The 2,959-nt window shown below is 54.5% G+C and carries 4 protein-coding genes; 2 read left to right on the forward strand and 2 right to left on the reverse strand.

What is annotated here, in order from left to right; translation table 11 throughout:
- Positions 1-35 precede the first annotated feature (35 nt).
- Positions 36-467: a MarR family winged helix-turn-helix transcriptional regulator gene (locus tag AC1DVH_RS28885; RefSeq protein WP_477756653.1), complete on the reverse strand. Its 432-nt coding sequence runs from the start codon at positions 465-467 to the stop codon at positions 36-38.
- 467 nt (positions 468-934) lie between these two features.
- The gene (locus tag AC1DVH_RS28890; protein WP_477756654.1) at positions 935-1,693 is read right to left on the reverse strand and encodes an SDR family oxidoreductase; all 759 of its coding nucleotides are present in this window, start codon (positions 1,691-1,693) and stop codon (positions 935-937) included.
- 100 nt (positions 1,694-1,793) lie between these two features.
- Between AC1DVH_RS28890 and AC1DVH_RS28895 the strand changes: the two genes are divergently transcribed.
- Complete coding sequence (locus AC1DVH_RS28895) at positions 1,794-2,387, forward strand: TetR/AcrR family transcriptional regulator (RefSeq protein ID WP_477756655.1); 594 nt, start codon at positions 1,794-1,796, stop codon at positions 2,385-2,387.
- 319 nt (positions 2,388-2,706) lie between these two features.
- Positions 2,707-2,959 (forward strand): isochorismatase family protein (locus tag AC1DVH_RS28900; protein ID WP_477756656.1); only part of this gene is annotated, 253 nt, incomplete at its 3' end.

Below are 2,959 nucleotides of genomic sequence, written 5' to 3' on the forward strand. Positions count from 1 at the left end.
GTCATGATTTCCTCTTTGAGCACGTGTAAAAACGTTCAGTCGGTTGCTGGATGGCCGAGCGCATCGAGTGTTTGACGAAGCTCATCGATACCCCGCTCATCGAGCTGGCAAGCTGACTTGATTTTGCTAGTGATTCCCCGAATGTCGGCTTCCAACATGCGGCTATCAGGCGTCAGGTCGATCATCACGCGGCGCTCGTCGGCGGGATCCCGTGTGCGAGTGACGAGCCCGGCAGCCTCAAGCCGTTTCAGCAATGGCGTTATGGTTCCAGCGTCCATCGCCAAGCGGGTTCCAAGGGCACCCACAGAAAGTGGCGAGCCGTTTAAAAGCTCCAGGATGACCAGGTACTGCGGGAAGGTTAGGCCCAACGGTTCCAGATAAGGTTTGTGCAATCGCACCACCCGATTTGCCGCCGCATAAAGTGAAAAAGACAGCTGGGTACCCACCCGTTTCCGATTCGAGCTCATTAGATAGTTCGCTATTGTATAGTGCACTATATATTCCAGCTAGAAATGCCTACTGTCAACCGATGCCGTCTGCCCTCGACGAATGGCCAATCTGGCCAAGTAGACTATGCCTTACAGCCCCTGTGATTTGAGGCGGGCGCCGGGTCATGCGGCAGCGAGTCGGTCATCACATTTTTTAGTAATTTATCCGGTTGCCACCTATGCGCAAGCAACTGATCAATCCCACTCGCCCGCTGCGTCGCCGCCCGCTTTCCGCTCCGTAGCGATCCATCGAAGAGTCACCTCTTCCTTCCAGGCGACGAGGTGTCGCGACAGCGCCGGCCAGCGTTTCAGGCTCTAATAGAGTGCTCTGCTGGTAGCCAAACCCTCGGGCACGAGATTGCGCAGCGCAATCATCCAGGGGCTCGAGGCAGGCAGAAGCAATCTGCCTGCCTGGACGGCATAAGGTGATACCCACACGGTAAACGTCATTCTGCCGGTGGTTTGTATCCTGCAAGCATTTTCAGCACCTCATCATGTGAACCGCTCGCTTCAGCAAACCGTAGTGGTTTGGCGCGCTCGACGACAAGTTCGCGTGGGGTCGGAGAGGTCTCGAGCAGTTCGAAGATCTCATCCAAAAACGCCTCCAAGGGCATGGCGTGTTCGTCGTTTTCCTGCCCAAGCAACGTGGTTCGTACCCCCGGCGGCGCAAGTTCGATAACCTCAACTGACGAGGCTTCTAGCTGAACTCGAAGACTTTGAGTGAACGAATGAACTGCGGCTTTGGTTGCGCTGTAGGTCGGTGTTGCAGGCAGCGGAACGAATGCCAACGCTGAACTGACGTTCATGATCGTGGCGCTGGGCTGCTTGATCAGCTGGGGAGTAAATGCATACACCATGCGAATCGTGCCAAGCAAGTTCGTTGTCACGATATCTTCGGCAGTGCTCAGGTTTTCCGGATCAGTCAGATCCTCCCAATGCATGATGCCTGCGTTGTTTATGAGAACGTTCAGATTCGGGTGGCTGATCGCCAGCGCTTCGCTGTTGCGCTGGATGGATTGTGGATCGCAGACGTCCAGCAACACTGATTCAAGACCTGGATGTTCCGACACGATCTTGTCGAGCAGAGACTTGCGACGTCCCGCGATGATTACTTTGTTGCCCGCCTTGTGAAGCCTGAGTGCCAGACCAAGGCCGATGCCTGAGGTGCCGCCAGTAACCAGAATCGTGTTGCCAGTGCCGTTCATAGTAAACTCCAGAAACGATGCGTAAGCGGACAATTGTCCACTTTAAAAACGTACCGGACAACTGTCCGCTTAGCAATAGAATGAAGGGAAAACTTTGCTCATGACTGACGAGTTGGTGATGCGTTCTGACGCCAGGAAAAACCGGGAACGGATACTGGAGGTCGCGGTGGTAGAGCTGACTAGCGATCCTGCGGTTCCGCTGAGTACGATTGCGAAGAAGGCTGGGGTAGGACAGGGAACGTTTTATCGCCACTTCCCTACCAGAGAGAACCTGGTATTCGAGGTCTATCAATTCGAAATGCAGCAAGTGGCCTCGTTGGCGGAATATCTGCTCGCGACAAAACCACCTAAGGAGGCCCTTCGAGAATGGATGGACTGCCTCGCTGAATATGCAATGACAAAGGCAGGACTCGCGACTGCGATACAGCAAGCTGCGTCTATTTACGAGTTCCCGGGGAAGTCGGGATACGCTCCAGTCCAGGCAGCTGCCGAGTCGCTTTTGAGGGCTAATGAAAAGGCCGGAACGATTCGTAGCGGGATTACTAACGACGACTTTTTTCTAGCCATCGCTGGAATATGGCAAATGGATTCCCAGAGTGAATGGCGCTCACGTCTCGCCAGATTGATGAACCTGGTGATGGATGGTCTATGCGCTGGCAGCCCCGAAAGCCTGAAGAAGAACGTGCAGCATTAAAATCAGGTACCGCGTTAAACGGCTACAGGAACGCTTGCTTCGTGGCCATGGCCGGCAGAGAAGCCAATAGCGGACGTTGCTGCCCCATGAAATCACTTTCATTCTCGGGATGTTCACTTGCACGGCCGGCGCCCCAAAGATATGGTCAACGCCATGACTAAGCCATGCATCAAATCGACCACAACTTTCACGACCGCTCGAGGCGGGTCGTGAGAGGTTGTGCGAGTTGAAACAACGCATAACCCCCAAAGACCCGCCAGCAATGACCGGGTCTTTTTTTTGCCCCGGCGTTTCTGGCTCAAACGTAAGGAAACGCACAATGTACGCACTCTTGATCCTCGACATGCAGGTAGGACTCGTTCACGGCCCGGATAAACCTTGGGGCAGTGAATCTCTGGTCGACACGTTAAATCGCCTGATGAGCAAGGCCCGGGAAATGGGCGCGCCCATATTTCTCGCCCGCCATTTGGGCCCAGCCGGGTCGCCGATAGAACGTGGTAGCCCGCTGACCGAGTTTGTCCAGGAATTGGATTTGAGAGGTGACGAAGTGATATTTGAAAAATATCGACCCA

The sequence above is a fragment of the Pseudomonas sp. P4_C3 genome (assembly GCF_056402075.1).

Bases quoted from the DNA above. Each gene is read 5' to 3' on its own strand.
- AC1DVH_RS28885 (WP_477756653.1), bottom strand. From the start codon at position 467: ATGAGCTCGAATCGGAAACGGGTGGGTACCCAGCTGTCTTTTTCACTT.
- AC1DVH_RS28895 (WP_477756655.1), top strand. From the start codon at position 1,794: ATGACTGACGAGTTGGTGATGCGTTCTGACGCCAGGAAAAACCGGGAA.
- AC1DVH_RS28890 (WP_477756654.1), bottom strand. From the start codon at position 1,693: ATGAACGGCACTGGCAACACGATTCTGGTTACTGGCGGCACCTCAGGC.